Here is a 20197-nt window from a genome sequence, read left to right as displayed (position 1 = left end):
GAAATAGGCCGTGGTTCTTGGACTGTTCAGTCCGGGGACCACGGCCTTTTTTCGTGCCTTCACCAGGAGTTCATGTCCCGCCGCCAGCATCGGTTCCATGGGGACGAAAGAGATTATGGCCGCCGGCGTGAGCACCGGAGACGAGGTCGTGGTGCCGGCCTTCGGTGGAGCCGAAGTCGCAGGAGCAGTACGGGCGGTGGGAGCCCGCCCCGTCTTCGCGGACATCGATCCGCACAGTTTCTGCCTCGATCCGAAGGCAGTTGAGGCAGCGGTGACCGACAGGACCGTTGCCATAGCCCCCGTGAACCTCTTCGGGCACCCCGCGGACACGGTTTGCCTGCAGGAGCTGGCCCAACGGCGAGGGCTACGCATGGTCGAACTCGACTCCGCCCCCGCTGTCGTGTCCGTGGACGCGGTGCGGCGCCGGCAGTACGCGTCCTATCTGGACATGCGTCTGCGCGGGGTCGTCATACCGACCGTGGCTCTGGGAGTGCAGCACTCGTACACGGACTACGTGGTGCGCGTGCCGGGGAACGGCAGGCCGGACCGGGACGCCTTCAAGCAGGCGCTGCGATCGCGTGGCGTGGCCTGCTACGTGCCGGTGAAGACTGCCGCCCACCGGACCCCGGAATTCCGCGTCGATGTGCGGCTGCCGGAATCCGAGCGGGCCGCTGACGAGACGCTGGCCTTGCCCGTACAGGCGTCGATGACGAAGCGCGAACTGCAGCGGGTGGTCTCGGCCTGCAACGGTCTGGGCGGCCTGCTGATGGAGCCGGCCTGCTGAACTGGCCGGTCGTTGAGGGGCGTTGATCCGGGTCTTGAATTCCTCCGGATGGGCGCTCCTGTTGGCCTGCGCGGGGGTGCGCATCAGGTAAGATCGGCGACGCCGCAGTGCCCCAATAGCTCAGTCGGCAGAGCGTCTCCATGGTAAGGAGAAGGTCAACGGTTCGATTCCGTTTTGGGGCTCTCCTGAAGGTAGTTGAGAAGGCCCCCGCCTCAGGCGGGGGCCTTCTTCTGTCTCTGCCGCCTATTCCGGAACCCTCATGGCGACGATCGCCATGTCGTCGGACGGCGCGTCGCTCGCGAACCGTTCGACGGCCCGCATGATGCGCGACGCCACTGCTCCCGCTGTGAGGCCTGTGCAGCTGGTGAGGACGTCCGCGAGACCGTCGTCGCCGAGCATGCGGGTGCCTTCGCGGCGTTCCGTGACGCCGTCCGTCACGCACAGGAGTACGTCGCCGGGGTCGAGAATGATCGTTTGTTCATAGAGTTCGAGGTCGTCCATCACGCCCAGGAGGGGCTGAGGATCGGCGGCCGGCTCCACGCTGCCGTCCTGGCGCAGGCGCAGGGGCAGCGGATGCCCGGCGCAGACGACCTTGAGTTCGGCGCTGCCGTCGGGCTGAGGGCGCAACTCGCCGTAGAGCAGCGTCAGGAAGCGACTGCGGGCGCCCTCGTCGAGGATCGCGGTGTTGAGGCGGTCGAGCACCGCCGGGCCGCCCAGACCCTCGCGGGCGAGCAGCCGCAGCGCGTGGCGCGCGAGGCCGGTGACGGCGGCGGCCTCCGGGCCCGTGCCGCAGACGTCGCCGATGGCGAAGCCGTACGTGCCTTCGGAGATGTCGAAGAGATCGTAGAAGTCACCGCCGACCTCGTTGCCTTCGCCGGCCGCGCGGTAGATGACCTCGACCTCGACTCCGCCGCTGACCACGGGCAGTTCGGGCGGCAGCAGACTGCGCTGCAGGGACTGGCTGATGGCCGTGCGCTCCGAGTACAGCCGGGCGTTGTCCAGGGCGAGGGCGGCTCGACGGGAGAGGTCTTCAGCGAGTTCGAGGATCTCCTGGCGGAAGCGCTCGTCGGTCGGCTTGCCCAGTGTGAGCATGCCGATCACGCGGTTGCGCGCGACGAGGGGCAGAACGACGGTCTCCCCGCCGACTGCGGCCGCAGTGGCCCGAGTCGAGCCCGGAGAGAGGTGATGGTCCTCGTCGCCGAGAACCACGGTGCGGAGCGACGAGCGCAGGGCCGCGGAGTGCGCCGCGTCGGTGGGGGCGCTCCAGACGCGGGCGCCGGGCGTCGGGACGGGGTCCGGCGGATCGACCCTGGCGAGAAGCGCCTTGAGGTGGTCGATGCGGTCCTCGTCCTCGTGCAGGACGTAGGAGAGCTTGGGGTCGGAACCCGGCTCCGCCACTGTGTAGACGGCGCACCAGGCGGCCAAAGTGGGCACCGTCATCTGTGCCATGAGCGCCAGTGTCTGGTCACGGTCGAGGGTGCCGGCCAGCAGGTCGGATGCCTCGACCAGGAAGGAGAGCGATCCGCGGCGCAGGCGCTCGAGTTCGGTGAGGCGGGCGCGCTCCACTGCGAGCGCGATGCGGTCTGCGGCGAACTGGAGCCGCAGTGCTTCCTCGTTCGTGTACCGGCCGGGGGACTCCGTCGCGACACCGAGTGAACCCGTGAGTCTGCCTTCGACCTTGAGCGGAACGGTGACGACGGATCGCATCCCGGTCCCGGCCAGCAGTGGGACCGCGCCGGGTACCACGGTGAGGTCCTCGTGCACGGAGGGCATCCTGGCGGACCCGTACCGGCCGGTGCCGGCTTCGACCGGGACGCGGGCGAAGCGCTGTCGTGCGGAGGGGAGGCCGGTGGAGGCCCGGACCTCCAACTCCGTCTCGTCATCGGTGGCCAGCAGCAGGTACGCGGCGTCGCCGTCCAGCATGTCGCGGGCGCGCTCGACGGTCCGCTGCAGCAAGCCGTCGAGGTCGTCGGGCGGAGGGGAGCCGATGAAGATCTCGAAAGGGTCGGCGGAGCTCTCTCCGCTGCCCTGACGGCTCGCGGAGTCGGGTGCCGGGGAACGCAGCGGCGTCTGAAGAACGGCCCGTTCGTGGTCACGTACGAGAAGGCACACGGTGGACGGTTCGCCGTCGCTGTCCCTCACTCGAAGGTGGGAAGCGTAGACGGGGATCGTACGACCGTCGGCGCCCCGCATGCCGTAGGAGCCCTCCCAGCGGGACAGTTGGAGGGCGTCGGCGATGCCCGTGCTGGTGCCGGGGGTGTGGGGCCAGGCGGCGAAGTCCGTGAACGGCTTGCTGACGACCTGGTCCGCCGGGAAGCCGAAGAGGTGCTGCGCGTCGTCGTTCCACGCGGTGACGGCGCCGCCGCGGTCAACCTGCACGACGGCCACGCGGACGCGGGTGTCGGCGACGGGCAGTGCGGAGTCGGGGAGGGCCGGGCCGGCGGCGCGGGTGCCCACGGGGCGTTCGGGGAGGTCGAGGGTGAACCAGACGCGCTTGTCGGCCGCCGTGTAGTCCACGCCCCAGTGGGAGGCCAGAGCGGCGCACAGGAGCAGCCCGCGACCTCCTTCGCGGTCGGGGCTGCCGATGATGTGTGCGGGGTCCTGGAGGGGCAGTTCGCGCTCGGGGTAGCGGTCGACCACTTCGATGCGTACGCCGTCGCCCTCGCGAAGACAGACGACTTCGGCGGCGGTGCCCGCGTGCACCACGGCGTTCGTGACGAGCTCGCTGGTCAGAACCACGGCGTCATCGACGATGTCGCCCAGCCCCCAGCCCTGGAGGGTGTCCCGCACGAAGGCCCGGGCCGTCGCGACGGAACGTCCGACCGGCTCGAACGTTGCCGCTGCCCTCGCGGTGATCACTCGTCTCCCCTTGTATCGCTGCTCGCTGCCGGGACGCGCTCCGTCCACCGCACCGGACGGGTTGAACTGCGCCGCGATGGCAGGTGCTGTGAAGCCGTCGGTGGCCGGGTCGTCCCCGCTGCCGTCAACCGGGAGACCCACGACGCCTTCGGCGGGAGCACCCCCGCGTTCGGCGCTCTGTTCTTGCGTCACCCGCGGCGCCCCTCCGTTGCCCTTTCGTGCTCTCGCAGCTGTCCCGGCATTCTTTCGTGCACTTCTGCACGCTTCGTGCGCTTCGCCCTCTCCCCGGCACATCGGGTGGATGGACAGCCGGAGGCCAGGTTACTTACGTTCGCAGTGTGCGCGGGTGCCGGATCCAGTGTGTTTTCCGTCCGGGCCGTGTGGAGAGCTGTGTGCCATGCTGCCGAACTGTTATCGCCTGGTTCAGGCAGGGTGAAACACTGGGAAGGCTCGAAGCAGAAGCCCGGGTATGACGGCAGGATGGTCGACCCTTCGGGAGGGACACGGTGGAGTCTGGCGCAGCGGCGCGCAGTACTAGTGCGCGCGCGAAAGGCGGACGCTCCCGGAAGAGCGGGAAGATCGAGGTCGACGCGGCGTCCGTCAACCGTTTGTTGACTGCGTTGACGGCGATGAGAGACGGCAACTTCCGTAAGCGCCTCACGGTCACGGGTGACGGACCCATGGCCGAGATCGCGGCCGTCTTCAACGAGGTCGCGGATCAGAACCTGCATCTGACGGGCGAGATCGCGCGCGTACGCAGAGTCGTGGGCCGCGAGGGCAAGCTGACCGAGCGGCTGGAGACGGGCACGTCCGAGGGCTCCTGGGCGGCTGCCATCGACGCGTCGAACGCGCTCGTCGAGGACCTGGTCAGGCCTGTCTCCGAGGTGGGCAGGGTGCTTTCGGCCGTGGCCGACGGCGACCTGGAGCAGCGGATGGATCTGCGCTCCCGCGGGACGGACGGCGGCGGGCATCCGCTGCGCGGCGAGTTCCTGAAGGTCGGGCGCACCGTCAACGGACTAGTGGACCAATTGTCGACTTTCACCGACGAAGTTACGCGCGTCGCAAGTGAGGTCGGTACGGAAGGAAAGCTGGGCGGACAGGCGCGTGTGCGCGGTATGTCCGGTTCCTGGAAGGACCTGACGGACTCCGTCAACACGATGGCGTCGCGGCTCACCGCTCAGGTGCGGGACATCGCACTCGTGACGACGGCCGTCGCCAAGGGCGACCTGTCCCGCAAGGTCACCGTGCATGTGGCCGGCGAGATGCTGGAGCTGAAGAACACCGTCAACACGATGGTCGACCAGCTCTCCTCCTTCCAGTCCGAGGTCACGCGTGTGGCCCGTGAGGTGGGCACCGAGGGCGAGCTCGGCGGCCAGGCCCGGGTGCAGGGCGTCGCGGGCGTGTGGAAGGACCTGACGGATTCGGTCAATCTCATGGCCGGGAATCTCACCTCCCAGGTGCGGGAGATCGCGCAGGTGACCACGGCGGTCGCCAACGGCGACCTGTCGCAGAAGATCACGGTGAACGCACGCGGCGAGGTAGCTCAGCTCGCCGAGACCATCAACACGATGACCGAGACGCTGCGCACGTTCGCGGACGAAGTGACGCGCGCGGCCAACGAGGTGGGCACCGAGGGCGTGCTGGGCGGCCAGGCCCAGGTGCCGGGTGCCGCCGGGATCTGGAAGGACCTCACCGACTCGGTGAACACGGCCTTCCGCAACCTCACGGCACAGGTCCGCGACATCGCGCAGGTGACGACCGCGGTGGCGAACGGCGATCTGTCGCAGAAGGTGACCGTCGACGTCTCCGGCGAGATGCTGGAGCTGAAGACCACGGTCAACACGATGGTGGACCAGCTCTCCTCGTTCGGTGCCGAAGTCACCCGCGTCGCACGGGAGATCGGCGTCGAGGGTGAACTGGGCGGTCAGGCGCAGGTGCCCGGCGCGGGCGGCACGTGGAAGGACCTCACCGACTCGGTGAACACGGCCTTCCGCAACCTCACCGGGCAGGTCCGCAACATCGCGCAGGTGACGACCGCGGTGGCGAACGGCGACCTGTCGCAGAAGGTGACCGTCGACGTCTCCGGCGAGATGCTGGAGCTGAAGAACACCGTGAACACGATGGTGGACCAGCTCTCCTCGTTCGCGGAGCAGGTCACGAGGATGGCCAGGGACGTGGGTACGGAGGGCCGCCTGGGCGGTCAGGCCCGCGTGGACGGCGTCTCCGGGACGTGGAAGGACCTGACCGACTCCGTCAACTTCATGGCGGGCAACCTCACTTCGCAGGTGCGGAACATCGCGCAGGTGACCACTGCCGTGGCCCGTGGCGATCTCTCGCAGAAGATCAAGGTCGATGCACGCGGCGAGATCCTCGAGCTGAAGAACACCATCAACACGATGGTCGACCAGCTCTCGGCGTTCGCGGAGCAGGTCACGCGTGTGGCCCGCGAGGTGGGCACCGAGGGGCGGCTGGGCGGACAGGCCCAGGTGCCCGGAGTCGCCGGCGTGTGGCGGGACCTGACCGACTCCGTGAACGGCATGGCGGGCAACCTCACCGACCAGGTGCGCAACATCGCCCAGGTCGCCACGGCTGTCGCCCGGGGTGACCTCTCGCAGAAGATCACCGTGGACGCCCGCGGGGAGATCCTCGAGCTCAAGAACACCCTGAACACGATGGTCGACCAGCTCTCTTCGTTCGCCGAGCAGGTGACCAGGGTCGCCCGCGAGGTGGGCACCGAGGGCATCCTCGGCGGCCAGGCGGAGGTCAAGGGCGTATCGGGTACGTGGAAGGACCTCACGCAGTCCGTCAACTTCATGGCGAACAACCTGACGTCCCAGGTGCGGAACATCGCCGAGGTGACCACAGCCGTCGCCCAGGGCGACCTGTCGAAGAAGATCACCGTCGACGCCAAGGGAGAGATCCTCGCCCTGGTGACGACCGTGAACACGATGGTCGACCAGCTCTCCTCGTTCGCCGAGCAGGTCACCCGCGTCGCCCGTGAGGTGGGCACGGAGGGCATGCTCGGCGGTCAGGCGCGGGTGCCGGGGGTCACCGGCATCTGGAAGGACCTGAGCGAGAACGTGAACCTGATGGCGAACAACCTCACCAGCCAGGTGCGCAACATCTCCCAGGTCGCCACGGCGGTCGCCAACGGTGACCTGACGAAGAAGGTCACCGTCGAGGCGAGCGGCGAGGTCGAGCAACTCGCGGACACGCTCAACACGATGGTGACGGCGCTCTCCACGTTCGCCGAAGAGGTGACCAGGGTCGCCCGCGAGGTGGGCACGGACGGCGTGCTGGGCGGCCAGGCGCGGGTGGCGGGCGTGGCCGGCACGTGGAAGGACCTCACCGAGTCCGTGAACTCGATGGCGTCGAACCTGACCGGCCAGGTCCGCAACATCGCGATGGTCACCACCGCCATCGCCCGCGGTGACCTGACCAAGAAGATCGACATCGAGGCGAACGGCGAGATCCTGGAGCTGAAGACGACCATCAACACGATGGTCGACCAGCTCTCCTCCTTCGCCGAGCAGGTGACCCGTGTGGCCCGCGAAGTGGGTACGGACGGGCAGTTGGGCGGCCAGGCGCGGGTGCAGGGCGTGGCGGGCACGTGGAAGGACCTCACCGACTCGGTGAACGAGATGGCGTCCAACCTGACCCGTCAGATGCGCGCGATCGCCGACGTGGCCACCGCCGTGACGCGCGGCGATCACAACGTGCGCATCGACGTGGAGGCGGCGGGCGAGATCCTGCAGCTCCAGGGCTACATCAACACCATGATCGCCAACCTCCGCGAGACCACCCTGGCGAACCAGGAGCAGGACTGGCTGAAGGGCAACCTCGCGCGCATCTCCGGCCTGATGCAGGGCCGCCGCGATCTCGCAGACGTGGCCGGGCTGATCATGAGCGAGCTGACTCCGGTCGTCTCCGCACAGCACGGCGCCTTCTTCCTCGCCGTGTCGACGGACGAGGACAAGGAGGACGTCGGCATCGGGGCGGACCACGGTGCCGACGACCGGTACGAGCTGCGCATGCACGGCAGTTACGGCTACTCGACGGGCACCATGCCGACGACGTTCGCACCCGGTGAGTCCCTGGTGGGCACGGCCGCTCAGGAGGCGCGGACGATCCTGGTCGAGAACGCGCCGCCCGGCTATCTGAAGATCTCCTCCGGACTCGGCGACGCACCGCCGGCGCACGTCATCGTGCTGCCGGTCGTCTTCGAGGGGACGATCCTGGGCGTGATCGAGCTGGCCGCGTTCCAGCCGTTCGCCCAGATCCAGAAGGACTTCCTCAACCAGATCGCGGAGATGATCGCGACCAGCGTCAACACCATCAGCGTCAACACCCGCACCGAGGTGCTGCTGCGTCAGTCGCAGGAGCTGACCGAGCAGCTGCGGGACCGCTCGGAGGAGCTGGAGAACCGGCAGCGGGCGCTTCAGGAGTCGAACGCGCAGCTGGAGGAGAAGGCCGAGCAGCTCGCGCAGACCAACAGCGACATCGAGATCAAGAACAGGGAGATCGAGGAGGCGCGGCAGGTCCTCGAGGAGCGTGCCGAGCAGCTGTCGGTCTCCATGCGCTACAAGTCCGAGTTCCTGGCGAACATGAGCCACGAGCTGCGTACGCCGCTCAACTCGCTGCTCATCCTCGCGAAGCTGCTCGCGGACAACGCGGAGGGCAATCTCTCCCCGAAGCAGGTCGAGTTCGCCGAGACGATCCACGGTGCGGGTTCCGACCTGCTCCAGTTGATCAACGACATCCTCGACCTGTCGAAGGTCGAGGCGGGCAAGATGGACGTCAGCCCGACACGTATCGCGCTGGTCCAGCTCGTCGACTACGTCGAGGCCACTTTCCGGCCGTTGACCGCCGAGAAGGGGCTGGACTTCTCCGTACGGGTCTCGCCGGAGCTGCCGGCCACCCTGCACACCGATGAGCAGCGGCTGCTCCAGGTACTGCGCAATCTGCTGTCCAACGCGGTGAAGTTCACCGACGGCGGCGCCGTGGAGCTGGTCATCCGCTCCGCGCAGGACGACGTTCCCGACGTGATCCGCGAGCAGATGCTGGAGCACGGCTCCCTGGTGGACGCGGACGCCGAGATGATCGCCTTCTCGGTGACGGACACCGGCATCGGCATCGCCGCGAGCAAGATGCGCGTCATCTTCGAGGCGTTCAAGCAGGCCGACGGCACGACCAGCCGCAAGTACGGCGGTACGGGCCTGGGCCTGTCCATCAGCCGGGAGATCGCGCGACTGCTCGGCGGCGAGATCTACGCCGCGAGCGAGCCCGGCCGCGGCTCCACCTTCACCCTCTACCTGCCGCTGCATCCGACGGAGCTCCCGCCCCAGGGCTACGTGCAGCTGGGGTCGGGCAACCTGGCGATCGCGGCTGCGGCCGAGACCGGGGCGGCGGCCGCCGAGCGCATCGAACCTCTGGAGCGCGTCGACACGGCGGAGGAGAGCGCCGGCGATGCCGCCCAGGGTGCGGAGGAGGACGACGTCGCCGTCTCCGAGGCGGAGCGTGCCGCCGCGTCGCTCGTGAGGCGCCGGCGCCAGCGCTCGGCCACCGAACCCGAGCAGCAGAGGGAGTTGCCGCCGGAGGCGCAGCCACAGCGGCGTGCTCTGCAGAACGGCCGCGGTGGGCTCGGTGCGGCCAAGTCCCGTGACGGTGGGGACCGTACCGACTCCGCAGCGGGCTCCGATCAGTCGCAGGACGAGGCCTGGCTGCACAGCGGCCAGGACCTGGTCGAGCCCGGTCCGGGCAGCGACTTCGGTGGCGAGAAAGTGCTCATCGTGGACGACGACATCCGTAACGTCTTCGCGCTCACGAGCGTGCTGGAACAGCACGGACTGCAGGTGCTCTACGCCGAGAACGGGCGGGAGGGCATCGAGGTGCTGGAGCAGCACGACGACGTGACCGTGGTGCTGATGGACATCATGATGCCCGAGATGGACGGCTACGCCACGACTGCTGCCATCCGCAAGATGCCTCAGTTCGCGGGGCTGCCCATCATCGCGCTGACGGCGAAGGCGATGAAGGGCGACCGGGAGAAGAGCATCGAGGCCGGAGCGTCCGACTACGTGACCAAGCCCGTGGACACCGACCATCTGCTGACCGTCATGCGGGAGTGGATGAGCGCTCGTTGATGTGACACGGTGCGGGTAGCGGTCGCCTGCTGACTCAGTGTGTCGAAGACGTGTGGAGGCGTTGCAGACGGGGAACCTTTTGGTCTCCTGAGGCGTTTCCGATGTGTGCACAGTGACATCGCGGTGACAGGGTGTGGCGAAGTGCGGCGTGCGGCTACGATGACCCGCACAAGGACGGGCGGCGGCGTCAAAGAGCCGTCCCCAGGGGCGGCGTCCGTTGGGCTGCCGGGGCGAGGAGGACGGGCCATGGTGCAGAAGGCCAAGATCCTCCTGGTCGATGACCGGCCGGAGAATCTGCTGGCGCTGGAGGCCATTCTCTCCGCGCTCGATCAGACGCTGGTGCGGGCATCGTCAGGGGAGGAAGCGCTCAAGGCGCTGCTGACGGACGACTTCGCGGTCATTCTGCTGGACGTTCAGATGCCAGGGATGGACGGCTTCGAGACGGCCGCGCACATCAAGCGCCGAGAGCGCACGCGTGACATCCCGATCATCTTCCTCACGGCCATCAATCACGGGCCGCATCACACTTTCCGGGGATACGCCGCGGGAGCGGTGGACTACATCTCCAAGCCGTTCGACCCCTGGGTCCTGCGTGCCAAGGTCTCGGTCTTCGTCGAGCTCTACATGAAGAACGTCCAGCTGCGTGAGCAGGCGTCCCTGTTGCGGCTCCAGTTGGAGAACGGCGCGGGCCCCGGCCAGCCGCCGGAGGAGGGCGACGACGACGCCGGTGAGCACCCGGGGCTGCTGGCCGAGCTGTCCGCCCGGCTGGCCGCCGTGGAGGAGCAGGCAGAGGCGCTCTCCAAGCAGCTCGGTGACAGTTCCGAGTCCGCCACCGTGGCGACGGCGGCACACCTCGAGCGCAAACTGAACGGGCTGCGCAGGGCACTTGACGCCCTCGAGCCCGGTGCGGGCGGCACTTCGGCCCAGGTCCCCTCGCAGAACTGACCACTTCTCGGCGCCGGCGAAGCCGCGGCGCTGACCGTTCATGCGAACTCTTCTCGCGCGCCTGCCGCGCCCCGCACGGAGATGCGCCGGGCGGCGCGGCAGGTGACGTAGTGGCGTAGCCGCAGGGCGGCCTGACAGCTCGTCAGCGGGTGACGCCGCCATACGCAGCTGCTCCGTTGTGCACGTCCGTTCGTGCCTCGGCAGCCCCGCGACGGTAACCTCACCACCATGGCCCCTCGTACGTCCGGCACCCGAAAGGCAGCAAAGAAAGCGCCCGCGAAGAAGGCTGCCGCGAAAAGGGCGCCGGCGAAGCAGGCCACCGCCAAGAAGGCACCGGCCAAGAAGCCGGCTGCCAAGGCGAAGGCGAAGTCCCCTGCCAAGCCCGCACCTTCGCCGACGGGCGGCATCTACCGCCTGGTGCGCGCCTGCTGGCTGGGCGTCGCCCATGCCGTCGGCGCGCTCTTCCGCGGCATAGGGCGCAGCACGAAGGGCCTCGACCCGGCTCACCGCAAGGACGGCCTCGCGCTGCTGTTGCTGGGTCTTGCCCTCGTCGTCGCGGCGGGCACCTGGTCCAACCTCAAGGGCGCCGTGGGCGACCTGGTCAAGATGCTCATCACCGGTGCCTTCGGACGGCTCGACCTGCTCGTGCCGATACTGCTCGGCGTGATCTCCGTACGGCTGATCCGGCACCCTGAGAAGCCGGAGGCCAACGGCCGTATCGTCGTGGGGCTTTCGGCGCTCGTGGTCGGCGGGCTCGGCCTGGTGCACATCGCGTGCGGGGCACCGGGGCGCGGGGAGGGCGAGGAGGCGGTCCAGGATGCGGGCGGCCTAATCGGCTGGGCCGCGTCACGGCCGCTCATCGAGACGGTCGGCGATGTGCTCGCCGTGCCCCTGCTCGTTCTGGTCGCCGTCTTCGGCCTGCTCGTCGTCACCGCCACGCCCGTCAACGCCATCCCGCGACGGCTGCGGGCTCTCTGCGTGCGGCTCGGAGTGATGGACGACCCGGGTGTCGTCAGGGAGTTCGAGGACGACGAGGCGGACGAGCAGCGCCCCGTACGTCCCCGGGCGCACAGCATGCGCAAGGAGTACCTGGACCCGGCGCACGCCGAGAAGGAAGCCCTCGATCAGCGCCGTGCGTCCCGCAAGGGCCGCGCCCGGCGCAGCGGTTCGGCATCGGGCGAGTCGTCGGAGTCCTTCGACGTGGCAGCAGCCGCCGCGGCGTCGCTGGACGGGGCGCTGCTGCACGGTGTGCAGCCCTCTCAGCTCGTCGCAGACCTCAGCAGTGGTGTCTCCTCGGGAGAGCGGCGCAAGGCCGCAGAGGCGGGCTCAAGGGCCGGTGCGGGACGCCAGGGCAAGGACGAGGACGGGGGCCGGGACTCGGGTCAGGTCGAGCACACGCCTGTTCCCGATCTGACGAAGGCCCCGGCGAAGCAGGAGGCCGAACCGCTTCCCCCGCGTGCCGAACAGCTCCAGCTCCGCGGGGACATCACCTATGCGCTGCCCTCGCTGGACCTGCTGGAGAGGGGCGGGCCCGGACGCACGCGCAGCGAGGCCAACGACCGGGTGGTCGAGTCGCTGACCACGGTCTTCAACGAGTTCAGGGTCGACGCTGCGGTCACCGGATTCACCCGCGGCCCGACCGTCACGCGCTACGTGATCGAACTGGGCCCGGCCGTGAAGGTCGAGAAGATCACGGCCCTGACGAAGAACATCGCCTACGCCGTCGCCAGTCCCGACGTGCGCATCATCAGCCCCATTCCGGGCAAGTCCGCGGTCGGCATCGAAATCCCCAACAGCGACCGGGAGATGGTCAATCTCGGGGACGTGCTGCGCTCGGCCGACGCCTCCGGCGAGGAGCACCCGATGCTCGTCGGGCTCGGCAAGGACGTCGAGGGCGGCTACGTCACGGCCAACCTCGCGCAGATGCCGCACATCCTGATCGCGGGTGCCACCGGCTCCGGCAAGTCCTCCTGCATCAACTGCCTCATCACCTCGGTCCTGGCCCGGGCCACGCCGGAGGACGTGCGGATGGTCCTCGTCGACCCCAAGCGGGTCGAGCTGACCGCGTACGAGGGCGTGCCGCACCTGATCACGCCGATCATCACCAACCCCAAGAAGGCCGCCGAAGCCCTCCAGTGGGTCGTGCGCGAGATGGACCTGCGCTATGACGACCTGGCCGCCTACGGCTACCGCCACATCGACGACTTCAACGCGGCGGTGCGCAGCGGCAAGGCGACGTCCCCCGAGGGCAGCGAGCGCGAGCTGGCTCCGTACCCGTATCTGCTCGTCATCGTCGACGAGTTGGCGGACCTGATGATGGTGGCGCCACGCGACGTGGAGGACGCGATCGTACGGATCACGCAGCTCGCGCGGGCCGCCGGCATCCATCTGGTGCTGGCGACGCAGCGCCCGTCCGTGGACGTGGTCACCGGGCTCATCAAGGCCAACGTGCCTTCCCGGCTGGGCTTCTCCACCTCCTCGCTGGCGGACAGCCGCGTCATCCTCGACCAGGCCGGCGCGGAGAAGCTGATCGGCAAGGGCGACGGTCTCTTCCTGCCCATGGGTGCGAACAAGCCGGTGCGCATGCAGGGCGCGTACGTCGGCGAGGACGAGATCCACTCGATCGTCGAGCACTGCAAGGCTCAGATGGCCCCGGTCTTCAGGGAGGACGTGACCGTCGGGCAGAGCAAGAAGAAGGAGATCGACGAGGAGATCGGCGACGACCTGGACCTGCTGTGCCAGGCGGCTGAGCTGGTGGTCTCCACACAGTTCGGCTCGACGTCGATGCTGCAGCGGAAGCTGCGCGTGGGCTTCGCCAAGGCCGGACGGCTGATGGACCTGATGGAGTCACGGGGTGTGGTCGGGCCCAGCGAGGGGTCCAAGGCGCGGGACGTGCTGATCAAACCCGACGAACTCGATGGTGTGCTGGCCGTGATCCGCGGGGAGTCTCACCCATAAGGATGAGTGAGGCAACCGTTTCCCCGGCGCATACGTCAAGTTGATGAAGGGAGCGGACGGAAGTGTCCTAAGTCAGGCGTTAAGACAATCCTGATGGCGTACAAAGTCGTCCGCCCGCTTGCCCCACTCTTTTGCTCCGCCCCTAGACTGAACATCCAGCAGGTGGCTACACGCTCGAAAGGCGCTCCCGTGTCCATCGGCAACGCAGCGGAAGAGGACCGTCCCTCGGTCGGTCAAGCCCTCCAACAAGCCCGAAACGACGCACGTCTGACCATCGACGAGGTCAGTACGTCGACGAGAGTGCGCGTCCCGATCGTTGAGGCCATCGAGGCGGATGATTTCTCCCGCTGCGGCGGTGACGTCTACGCCCGCGGCCACATCCGTACTCTCGCCCGCGAAGTCGGAGTCGATCCCGATCCGCTCGTGGCCCAGTACGACGCCGAACACGGCGGGCGGCCCCGGCCGACAGCCGCGCCGGCGGCGCTCTTCGAGGCCGAACGCATCCGGCCGGAACGCAGAAGGCCGAACTGGACGGCGGCGATGGTGGCCGCGATCGTCGTGGTGGTCGGTTTCGTCGGGTTCACCCTCGTCGGCGGGGAGGACGGCGGCACCGGGCCGTCCGCGGCGGAGGAGACCCCTTCGTCGAAGCCCTCCGCCTCCGAGTCCAAGCCGACGAAGTCCGCCGACCCGACGCCCACGCCTGAGGACCCCAAGCCCTCCGACAGCGCGATCGCCGCAGCACCCGCCGACAAGGTCACGGTGCAGCTGACCGCCGAGCAGAACGTGTGGATCTCCGCTGAGGACCACAACGGCCGGCTGGTGCACGAGGGCGTGCTGCAGAAGGGCAAGAGCAAGACCTTCACCGACGACAAGCGGCTCAACCTCGTCCTCGGCAACGCGGGCGGCGTGAAGCTGTACGTCAACGGCAAGGAGGTCGAGGACGTGGGCGAGGACGGCCAGGTCCAGCGGGTCTCCTACACCCGCGGCGACCCCGAAGCGGGTTGACGAGTAAGTCCGAAGTTCCGCCTTCCTCCCTGAAGCGGGCGGCGGGACTTCGGACTTACTCGTCCCGGCCCGTACGTGCGAGGACCAGCGGCATCACCTGCGGACGGTGGGCAGGGCGGGACGAAGTACGCTGAGCCCATGCCCGAATCCCGCACCGTCGCCCTTGTCACACTTGGCTGCGCGCGCAACGAAGTCGACTCCGAAGAGCTCGCAGGCCGCCTCGCGGCGGACGGCTGGGAGCTGGTCGAGGAGGCTTCGCAGGCCGACGTCGCGGTGGTCAACACCTGCGGCTTCGTCGAGGCCGCGAAGAAGGACTCCGTCGACGCGCTCCTCGAAGCGAACGACCTGAAGTCCGGGGCGGACTCGGCCGGTGGCAACCGCACCCAGGCCGTGGTGGCCGTCGGCTGCATGGCGGAGCGCTACGGCAAGGAGCTGGCGGAGGCGCTGCCCGAGGCCGACGGCGTGCTCGGCTTCGACGACTACGCAGACATCTCCGACCGGCTGCAGACCATTCTCAGCGGAGGCGTCCACGCCCCGCACACCCCACGCGACCGCCGCAAGCTGCTGCCGGTCTCCCCGGCCGAACGCCAGGGTGCCGGCACGGGAGTGGCGCTGCCCGGCCACGGCTCGGGGCACGAGGGCGAAGCTGCCGGCGAGGTGCCCCTGGCCGCACCCGAGGACCTGCCGGAGGGTGTCGCCCCGGCGTCGGGGCCGCGGGCACCTCTGCGGAGGCGGCTGGACGGCAGCCCGGTCGCGTCCGTGAAGCTGGCCTCCGGATGTGACCGGCGGTGCTCGTTCTGCGCCATCCCCTCCTTCCGCGGATCGTTCATCTCCCGGCGGCCCTCCGACGTACTGACCGAGACCCGCTGGCTGGCCGAACAGGGCGTTCGGGAGGTCATGCTCGTCTCGGAGAACAACACCTCCTACGGCAAGGACCTGGGCGACATCCGGCTCCTGGAGACGCTCCTGCCCGAACTGGCCGCTGTGGACGGCATCGAGCGGATCAGGGTCAGCTATCTGCAGCCCGCCGAGATGCGCCCCGGGCTGATCGACGTGCTGACGGGGACCGACAAGGTCGCCCCGTACTTCGACCTGTCCTTCCAGCACTCCGCCCCGGGTGTGCTGCGTGCGATGCGCCGCTTCGGGGACACGGAACGCTTCCTGGGGCTGCTGGAGACGATCCGGGCCAAGGCACCGGAGGCGGGCATCCGCTCGAACTTCATCGTGGGCTTCCCCGGCGAGAGCGAAGCCGACGTGGCAGAGCTGGAGCGGTTCCTCACCTCGGCCCGTCTCGACGCGATCGGTGTGTTCGGGTACTCCGACGAGGACGGCACGGAGGCCGCCGGGTACGGGGAAAAGAACGCCCCCGAGGTCGTCGCCGAGCGTCTGGAGCGGGTCTCCCGGCTCGCCGAGGAGCTCTCCGCGCAGCGTGCGGAGGACCGGCTGGGCGAGACGGTCCGGGTGCTCGTGGAGTCCTACGAGCCCGCCGAGGACGGCGAGGAGGACGGCACCACCGTGCCCGTCGGGCGAGGTGCCCACCAGGCGCCCGAGACGGACGGCCAGGTGTTCCTGAGCGGGGGTGCCGGAGGCGTACGGGAGCCGGCGATCGGACGTATGGTCGAGGCCAAGGTGGTCGCCACCGAAGGCGTGGACCTGGTCGCTGAGCCCCTGGGTGGCGCCGTCGAGGGGGGCGACGACGGCGGCGGAGCCAGCGAGGAGGCAGGCGGATGACGGGAGCGCCGGTCTCCGCGGCGAGTGGTGGTGCGATGGCCGATCCCAAACGCAAGCCGCAGCCCCAGCCCCCTCAGCCTCACCCCAAGGCCCCGGCCCCGGCCGTGGCCGCCGTCCCTCAGGTGAGTCTGTGGAACATCGCCAACATCCTCACCATGGTGCGGCTGCTGCTGGTCCCCGGGTTCGTCGCGCTGATGCTGTGGGAGGGCGGCCACGACCCGGTATGGCGTTCCATCGCCTGGGCTGCCTTCACCGTGGCCATGATCACCGACCTCTTCGACGGTGAGCTCGCCCGTCGCTACAACCTCGTCACCGACTTCGGCAAGATCGCCGATCCCATCGCGGACAAGGCGATCATGGGCGCCGCCCTGGCCTGCCTGTCCGCGCTGAACGACCTGCCCTGGTGGGTGACCGGCGTGATCCTCTTCCGGGAGCTGGGCATCACGGCGATGCGCTTCTGGGTGATCCGGCACGGGGTGATTCCGGCCAGCCGCGGCGGCAAGCTGAAGACGCTGGCGCAAGGCGTCGCGGTGGGCATGTACGTACTGGTGCTGACCGGGCCGCTGGCGACCATGCGCTGGTGGGTGATGGCGGTGGCGGTGGCGCTGACCGTCGTGACAGGGCTCGACTACGTACGGCAGGCGGTCGTGCTCCGTCGGGCGGGGCGCGCGCGTGAGCGTGCGCAGCGTGCCGCGGGAGCGGAAACGCAGTGAGCGACGTCCCGGAGCCCGAAGAGGACTACTTCGATGTGGCGGCGCAGGTGCTGGAGCTGCTTGTGGCGCGGGGCGAGACGCTGGCAGCGGCCGAGTCCCTGACGGGCGGCCTGGTCGCCGCCGAGATCACCGCGGCGCCCGGTTCCTCGCGGGCCTTCCGCGGCTCGGTCACGTCGTACGCGACGGACCTGAAGCGGGAACTGCTCGGCGTCGACGCCGCTCTGCTGGCCGAGCGCGGTGCAGTCGACGGTGAGGTGGCCCGACAGATGGCCGAGGGCGTGCGGGCGGCGCTGACGGCCGACTGGGGCGTCTCCACGACGGGGGTGGCAGGACCGGAGCGGCAGGACGGCCAGGAGGTCGGCACCGTCCACATCGCGGTCGCCGGCCCGTACGGCAGAACCGTGGCCCGGGAGCTGAAGCTGGACGGGGACCGTGAGGCGATCCGCACCGGGAGTGTGACAAGTGTCTTGGAACTGCTGCGAGACGAACTCACGAGGAATGAGCGGCCAAAGGATACGGAACAACACGGGGGGAATGGTTGTTTGCAGCCCTGAGTGAACACGACATAGCTCCCCGCACGGGCACAGCCCGAGGCGGTACGGTGGAGCCTGAAGGATTCACACCCCATGCGGTGGTGGGTATCAAGCTGTGGAAGACGCCGCGCGTTGAGAGGGAGGAGCACCGATGATTCTGCTCCGTCGCCTGCTGGGTGACGTGCTGCGTCGGCAGCGCCAGCGCCAGGGCAGGACCCTGCGCGAAGTCTCTTCATCTGCCCGGGTTTCGCTCGGGTATCTCTCCGAGGTCGAGCGTGGCCAGAAGGAAGCATCCTCGGAGCTGCTGTCCTCGATCTGTGATGCGCTCGACGTTCGGATGTCCGAGCTCATGCGGGAAGTCAGCGACGAGCTGGCGCTCGCGGAGCTTGCCGAGTCCGCGGCGAGCGACACGGTGCCTGCGCCGATGCGCCGTCCGGTCCTCAACCCCATCTCCGTGACATCCGTCACAGGGGTTCCGGAAGAGCGTGTGACGATCAAGGCCCCCGCAGAGGCCGTGGACGTAGTAGCGGCCTGACGTTCCGCGTAACGCTCGACACCGCACAACTCGTCGATGGGCCCCACCGGTCAGTCCGGTGGGGCCCATCGTCGTTCCACCGATCGGCGCTGTGGTCGCGTGGTCGCACAGGGTGCGTCAGCATGGACGGAACGTAGCCAGTAGTCGGTCTGCGGGAGGTCGAGATGTCGGCGCTGAGCCGGTCCATGCTGGCCCGCTGTGTGGTGTCCGCCGTCGGGACGGCCATATGGGCCGGTGCCGTGTGGCGGTTGGCGTTGGGAGAAGCCGGCCCGGCGGCGGCGATGGTCGCGGTGCTGGGATGGGGGCTGGGGCTGATACCGGTTCACGTGACGCTGCGACGTCCGGGTGAGCGTCCCGTACGACGGATCGGGCAGGGCGGCCGCGATGCCGCACGGAGCCCAACGGGCGGGTGGGGAAGCGAAGATCGCGCCTCGCCGTAGCTGCCGACCAGGGAGACAGCAAGCGGCGGCGGCGGGCGTACGGCTCAACGCTGCGCCGGTGAGCGCGCGTTGTCCGGGTACGGGCCCGGCTGGCAGCGGGGGCAGTAGAACGCGGGGCGGGACCGCTCGGGTGGCCCGTGCTGGCCTGTGCGCACTGGTGTGCCGCAGCGGTGGCAGGGGCGGCGGGTGCGCCCGTACACCCACAGGGCGCGGTCACGGTCGCGGTCGGCGGTGGCGCGGGTGGTGATGCGGGCGAGGCGGCCCTTGTTGCGGTCGAGGAGCTTCTGGGCGGCGGTGAGGAGCCGGGCGAGCAGCGTGCGGGACAGTTCGCCGACGGGGGTCCAGGGCGATGTGCCGGCGAGGAAGCAGAGTTCGGCGGCGTAGACGTTGCCGATTCCGGCCAGATTGCGCTGGTCCAGCAGCGCGTCGACGAGGGGACGCTCCGGCTCCTCCAGGAGACGGCGCTCGGCTTCGGCCGCGTCCCAGTCGGGGCCGAGGAGGTCCGGGCCCAGGTGCCCCAGAGCCGTCGACTCCTCGGCTGTGCGCAGCAGTTCGAGCAGGGGGAGGCGGTACCCGGTGGCTGTGCCGGCGGCCGTGGTGAGCACCACGCGGATCTGATGCGAGGGGCCGCCGCCTCCGCGCGGGCGCCCCTCCGGTGTGCTGACCCGCCAGGAACCCTCCATGCCCAGATGCGAATGGATGGTGACGCCGCCCTCGACGCGCATGAGGATGTGCTTGCCGCGCGGGGCGACTTCGAGCACTGAACGTCCGGCCAGGTCGGCCGTCGCGAGATGGGGGATGCGGAAGTCGGTCCGGGTCAGAGCGTGGCCGGCGAGCGCCTCGTGCAGCTGACGGGCGCTGTACCAGACGGTGTCTCCTTCGGGCATCTGCTCGTCCTCGCGGCGGTGAGACGGGACTTGGCGGGGTGACAGCGGGGGAGCGGCGGCCTCCGCTATCGGGCGCGGAGCCGGAGGCCCCGGGGGGTGGCGTGGAAGCCCGTCGTCTCCAGGAGCGTGCCGACGGGGGAGGAGAGCGCGGGCGTTCCATTGATGCGCTCCACGGTGACCGTGCCCAGGGCGCCGTCCTGAGCGGCTCGCGCCAGAGCTTCGGCGGCCGTGGTGAGCGATGTGCCGGCGTCGGCTCCCAGGGCCCCGCCCTCCGAGGCCCCGGCCGGACCGGCTCCCGGCCATGCCAGCAGGGTCTTGCCGCCGCGTTCCATGTAGAGGGTCAGCTCGCCGTCGACCAGGACGACCACCGAACCGGCCTTGCGGCCGGGCTTGTGCGTGGAGCCCTCGGGAGGCTCGGGCCAGGGGAGGGCGGCTCCGTAGGCGTTCGCAGGGTCCGCGGCTGCGAGGACGGCCGCGCGGAAGTGTGTCTCCCGCTCGCGGGCCGCGTGCACCGCGCGCAGACGGTCGATGGCGCCGTCCATCGCGAACTGGGCTGCGCCCAGGCCCTCGACGACATAGCCGCGGCGGGCCTGACCGCTCTCCTCGAACGCGGCCAGCACCCGGTACGCGGCGGAGAAGCCGCCCTGCACGCCTTCTGCGGCGA

12 protein-coding genes and 1 tRNA gene are annotated in these 20197 nt (G+C 69.4%); 10 read left to right on the top strand and 3 right to left on the bottom strand.

What is annotated here, in order from left to right; all coding sequences use genetic code 11:
- Window positions 1-97 precede the first annotated feature (97 nt).
- Both H5J26_RS15250 and H5J26_RS15245 read left to right on the top strand, forming a co-directional pair.
- Window positions 98-784 (top strand): DegT/DnrJ/EryC1/StrS family aminotransferase, encoded by a 687-nt coding sequence (locus H5J26_RS15250; protein WP_181766391.1) that lies wholly within the window; start codon window positions 98-100, stop codon window positions 782-784.
- A 109-nt stretch (window positions 785-893) separates the two neighbouring features.
- Window positions 894-966, top strand: a tRNA-Thr gene (locus tag H5J26_RS15245).
- Window positions 967-1027: 61 nt separating this feature from the next.
- Here the strand turns inward: H5J26_RS15245 and H5J26_RS15240 are convergent.
- Window positions 1028-3643: a SpoIIE family protein phosphatase gene (locus H5J26_RS15240; RefSeq protein WP_181766393.1), complete on the bottom strand. Its 2616-nt coding sequence runs from the start codon at window positions 3641-3643 to the stop codon at window positions 1028-1030.
- A gap of 506 nt (window positions 3644-4149) precedes the next feature.
- Between H5J26_RS15240 and H5J26_RS15235 the strand changes: the two genes are divergently transcribed.
- The 8 genes from H5J26_RS15235 to H5J26_RS15200 all read left to right on the top strand — a co-directional run bounded on the left by H5J26_RS15235 (window position 4150) and on the right by H5J26_RS15200 (window position 18206).
- Window positions 4150-9786 carry a HAMP domain-containing protein gene (locus H5J26_RS15235; protein WP_181766390.1) on the top strand — a complete coding sequence of 1879 codons (5637 nt, stop codon included), beginning with the start codon at window positions 4150-4152 and terminating at the stop codon, window positions 9784-9786.
- A gap of 246 nt (window positions 9787-10032) precedes the next feature.
- Window positions 10033-10731 (top strand): response regulator, encoded by a 699-nt coding sequence (locus tag H5J26_RS15230; RefSeq protein ID WP_181766389.1) that lies wholly within the window; start codon window positions 10033-10035, stop codon window positions 10729-10731.
- A gap of 228 nt (window positions 10732-10959) precedes the next feature.
- A complete protein-coding gene (locus H5J26_RS15225; RefSeq protein ID WP_181766388.1) occupies window positions 10960-13689 on the top strand; it encodes a DNA translocase FtsK in 2730 nt (909 codons plus the stop codon).
- Window positions 13690-13878: 189 nt separating this feature from the next.
- Window positions 13879-14694 (top strand): helix-turn-helix domain-containing protein, encoded by an 816-nt coding sequence (locus H5J26_RS15220; RefSeq protein ID WP_309237924.1) that lies wholly within the window; start codon window positions 13879-13881, stop codon window positions 14692-14694.
- 138 nt (window positions 14695-14832) lie between these two features.
- Window positions 14833-16425: a 30S ribosomal protein S12 methylthiotransferase RimO gene (gene rimO / locus H5J26_RS15215; RefSeq protein ID WP_181766386.1), complete on the top strand. Its 1593-nt coding sequence runs from the start codon at window positions 14833-14835 to the stop codon at window positions 16423-16425.
- Window positions 16422-17138: a CDP-diacylglycerol--glycerol-3-phosphate 3-phosphatidyltransferase gene (gene pgsA / locus H5J26_RS15210; protein WP_181766385.1), complete on the top strand. Its 717-nt coding sequence runs from the start codon at window positions 16422-16424 to the stop codon at window positions 17136-17138. Before rimO ends, pgsA begins: the two co-directional genes overlap by 4 nt.
- Window positions 17135-17692 (top strand): CinA family protein, encoded by a 558-nt coding sequence (locus H5J26_RS15205; protein WP_309237923.1) that lies wholly within the window; start codon window positions 17135-17137, stop codon window positions 17690-17692. The genes pgsA and H5J26_RS15205 overlap by 4 nt, the downstream gene beginning before the upstream one ends.
- 130 nt (window positions 17693-17822) lie before the next feature.
- Window positions 17823-18206, top strand: a complete 384-nt coding sequence (locus tag H5J26_RS15200) for a helix-turn-helix domain-containing protein (protein ID WP_181766384.1) — start codon at window positions 17823-17825, stop codon at window positions 18204-18206.
- Between the two features lie 484 nt (window positions 18207-18690).
- Here H5J26_RS15200 and H5J26_RS15195 read toward each other — a convergent pair whose 3' ends face one another.
- Together H5J26_RS15195 and H5J26_RS15190 are read right to left on the bottom strand one after the other, a co-directional pair.
- Entirely contained in the window at window positions 18691-19533 is an 843-nt protein-coding gene (locus tag H5J26_RS15195) for an Fpg/Nei family DNA glycosylase (protein ID WP_181766383.1), read from the bottom strand.
- Window positions 19534-19598: 65 nt separating this feature from the next.
- A partial coding sequence (locus H5J26_RS15190; RefSeq protein ID WP_419183802.1) for an Lhr family helicase occupies window positions 19599-20197 on the bottom strand: 599 nt, incomplete at its 5' end.

The sequence above is a fragment of the Streptomyces albidus (ex Kaewkla and Franco 2022) genome (assembly GCF_013870515.1).
Classification (GTDB): Bacteria; Actinomycetota; Actinomycetes; order Streptomycetales; family Streptomycetaceae; genus Streptomyces; species Streptomyces albidus.
This window is presented reverse-complemented; position numbering and strand designations above follow the sequence as displayed.